Source organism: Vibrio sp. OPT41, assembly GCF_015163595.1.
Classification (GTDB): domain Bacteria; phylum Pseudomonadota; class Gammaproteobacteria; order Enterobacterales; family Vibrionaceae; genus Vibrio; species Vibrio alginolyticus.
The window spans coordinates 1-530 of record NZ_JADDYH010000066.1 but is presented as its reverse complement, the minus strand read 5'-3'; the positions used below and the strand labels follow the sequence as shown (position 1 = coordinate 530).

Below are 530 nucleotides of genomic sequence, written 5' to 3'. Positions count from 1 at the left end.
CTTTGTGGTTCATGACTGGGGTGAAGTCGTAACAAGGTAGCGCTAGGGGAACCTGGCGCTGGATCACCTCCTTAAACGATGATTATTGCGATGAGTGTCCACACAGATTGATATGGTTTAAATTTCAGAGCAAAATTGGTTCTGCATAAAATGCTGAAGCAATTTATGTGGGGCTATAGCTCAGCTGGGAGAGCGCTTCGCTGGCAGCGAAGAGGTCATCGGTTCGAACCCGATTAGCTCCACCACATACTCAGTGTCCCGTTCGTCTAGAGGCCTAGGACACCGCCCTTTCACGGCGGTAACAGGGGTTCGACTCCCCTACGGGATACCATCTTTAAACATTCTCTCTTGAGAGTTTTTAAAAATGGTTACTTCATAAGAAGTGATTAGCTCTTTAACAATTTGGAAAGCTGACAAAACAAACTTTTAAGTTTGTTTGTAAAGTTCTCAATGTTTGTCTTTATGACAAACACCAAAAAACACATTCAAGTGTTCTTGGGAATATCACTTTTACAGTGATTATTCGAAAT

2 tRNA genes and 1 rRNA gene are annotated in these 530 nt (G+C 42.6%); all 3 read left to right on the top strand.

Features of this window, described 5'->3' with window-relative positions:
* Positions 1–74 (top strand): 16S ribosomal RNA (locus IQP38_RS21690); the annotation flags it as partial.
* A gap of 95 nt (positions 75–169) precedes the next feature.
* Positions 170–245 (top strand) — tRNA-Ala (locus IQP38_RS21685).
* Positions 246–255: 10 nt separating this feature from the next.
* A tRNA-Glu gene (locus tag IQP38_RS21680) sits at positions 256–331 on the top strand.
* Positions 332–530: the final 199 nt, after the last annotated feature.